Here is a 2,480-nt window from a genome sequence, read left to right on the forward strand (position 1 = left end):
ACGCCGGAGAATCACTTCGGCTTTGAGGGCGTCGCCTGGTACTGGCACTTCGTGGACGTGGTCTGGCTGGGCCTGTTCATATTCGTCTACTGGCTTGTGTGACAGCCGCCGGATTTATCCAGCGCTGTTATCCAGCGCTGTTATTATGGCATGACAGTTTTTTCATGATCTCGCGATGATCTTATCCCGCACAACTCAGTACGCCATTCAGGCACTTATTTATATGGCCACGCAACCTCGTGGCGTGGCAGTACTGAATCGCACCATCGCCGACCACCTGAAGTCATCCCCTACCTATCTTGCCAAAATTCTGCAAGACTTGTCCCGCGGCAACCTGCTTTATTCTTTCCGTGGAAAACAAGGGGGTTTTTGCCTGAGGGAAAATAGCGACAAAATTAATCTGATGCAGATCGCCATCCTTACCGAGGGTCCCGGATTCACCGATGGCTGCGTGCTGGGGCTCAAGGTTTGCAGTGATAAGGCGCCGTGCCCGATGCATATCAAATGGTGGCCAATCAAGCAGGAGATCGTGAAGCTATTGCAAAACCAGACTCTGGATATGCTTGCCGCCATGGTCGTAAGCGGCCGATATAAACTGACCGATTTACCGGAGGCCGCGCTTGGCGGTCAAGACCGTCTGGGCGTAACCAGCCCGGACGGATTGTAAAATTTATCAACGGAGCTCCGGATATGACCAAATGCTCATCGGATATATCACACGCTACTGATGACCCAGTTGATGTCCCGCTGGATTGCAGGGATTGTGGCGCCTATAAATTATGCATGTCCCTTTGGTTGAAGACGGGCGACCCATCTTTGCTTGAGCGAGTCGTCAAAAAAAAGCACGTGTTTAAACGCGGAGAAGTTTTGTATCGCATGGGGCAACCGATGGAATACATGTATGTCATCCGCGGCGGATCGGTCAAAACCAGCGTCAGCACTGAGGACGGGCAGGTGCAAGTCATAGGCTTTCACATAGTAGGAGAATTGCTGGGTCTGAATGCCATAGAGAGCCGGCAACACAACTGCGAAGCCCAGGCGACGGGAATGACCTCTGTTTGCGAAGTTTCCATCGATCGCTTTGAAGAACTGGCCAGCACGGATCCCGCCATCCAGCACGAAATTCTCAAGATCATGAGTGCGGAAATCCACCACAGCCACGAATTGCTGCTGTTGCTGGGTAAGCATAATGCCGAGGAGCGTCTGGCTACGTTCTTGCTCAGCCTGTCTCAGCAGTTCGCGCGGCGCCATTGTTCGCCTACCGAATTCGACCTGAGCATGTCTCGCAGCGATATAGGAAACCATCTGGGAATCGCTGAGGAGACCGTGTGCCGTGTATTTGCGCGGTTTCAGGATGACGGTCTCATCAGCAGCCAGTATAGACGTGTGAGGCTGAATGATCTGGAGCGTTTGAAGCAGATTGCTTACCACCGGCGCACCAGCAATGCTCGGGATTCCGTAGACCGCCAACTCGAAGCTTGACCTACCGTTCCTGTCTCAGTTCTGGGACAGCGATTTTCTTGTTCCAGGATACTTCACTGGTTTCTTGCGCGGACGAACTCAAGATTTGCTTCTCAGTGATCGCCACAGTTATTTTGCAAGCAGCACTACCGGGAACGACCATTTCCAGCAAGGGGCCTGTAAGGGTGATATTCGTCAGTGTTTATTGTCATTGCCCGGGATATGCTTTAGTTTCGAAAATGGCAATCTGATGCTTTTCATGTCTTTAAAAAAAAATTAAGCAAGGAAAGCGCGAATCGCGCGAATTGCTGATATTCTCCGTCCGGGACCTTTTTCATTTATTGTTTCCCCCAAATACCAGCCTTTCATAGTATTTCGATGAAGAGTTGAGTGTTGTTCTTTTTTTAATCTAAAGGAAAATCCATGCGAAAATTACTTATTACCCTTGCTACAATGTTGGCGTTTACGGGTTCTGCTCACGCAATCGTCAATATCAATACAGCCACTCAGGCCGAGCTTCAGACTATCCCAAGCATCTCAGCCGCCAGAGCCAAGGCGATCATTGAATATCGCACAAAAGCGGGTGCATTCAGGTCTACGGACGATCTGCTAAAGGTCGATGACCAACTGGATTTGCGCACACTCCGCAAGGATGTTACGATTACCGGCCCAACCAGGATTGACAAAGAAGTTAAACCTGTGGCCCATTAAGAAAAAGAAAAGAACAACGTCTGCCTGGAAGCTGCCAGGGACGAATCGTCCAAGGCAAATGAAAGTGGCGGAAGTTGCAAAATGATTATAGTAATATCGGGCAGACAAAACCACGGTTCTTCCGGGGTTTTGTCTGTTACCGTCATCGATAATCCTTAATTCCCTCCGGTTTTCGTTCTATCCTTGCGAGGATATGGTAAAGCAATTCGATTGCGCGTTGCGCCATAGAAAAAGGTTACCGAAACAGTTTTGCAGTTAACGTTGTGCCATAAGGAAAGGAATTCATTTTAGTGCATCGAAGATGATTT

At 49.6% G+C, this 2,480-nt stretch carries 4 protein-coding genes; all 4 read left to right on the forward strand.

The genetic code is table 11. From position 1 onward, the window contains the following. A partial coding sequence (locus BLS94_RS14355) for a cytochrome c oxidase subunit 3 (RefSeq protein ID WP_176767880.1) occupies positions 1–102 on the forward strand: 102 nt, incomplete at its 5' end. A 73-nt stretch (positions 103–175) separates the two neighbouring features. Then, positions 176–667 carry an RrF2 family transcriptional regulator gene (locus tag BLS94_RS14360; protein ID WP_072768942.1) on the forward strand — a complete coding sequence of 164 codons (492 nt, stop codon included), beginning with the start codon at positions 176–178 and terminating at the stop codon, positions 665–667. A 23-nt stretch (positions 668–690) separates the two neighbouring features. Next, positions 691–1,482, forward strand: coding sequence for a helix-turn-helix domain-containing protein (locus tag BLS94_RS14365; RefSeq protein ID WP_090962623.1), 792 nt, complete (start codon positions 691–693; stop codon positions 1,480–1,482). Between the two features lie 402 nt (positions 1,483–1,884). Continuing rightward, positions 1,885–2,172: a ComEA family DNA-binding protein gene (locus BLS94_RS14370; protein ID WP_072768946.1), complete on the forward strand. Its 288-nt coding sequence runs from the start codon at positions 1,885–1,887 to the stop codon at positions 2,170–2,172. The last annotated feature ends 308 nt before the right edge of the window (positions 2,173–2,480 follow it).

The sequence above is a fragment of the Nitrosospira sp. Nsp18 genome, assembly GCF_900103145.1.
Lineage (GTDB): Bacteria > Pseudomonadota > Gammaproteobacteria > Burkholderiales > Nitrosomonadaceae > Nitrosospira.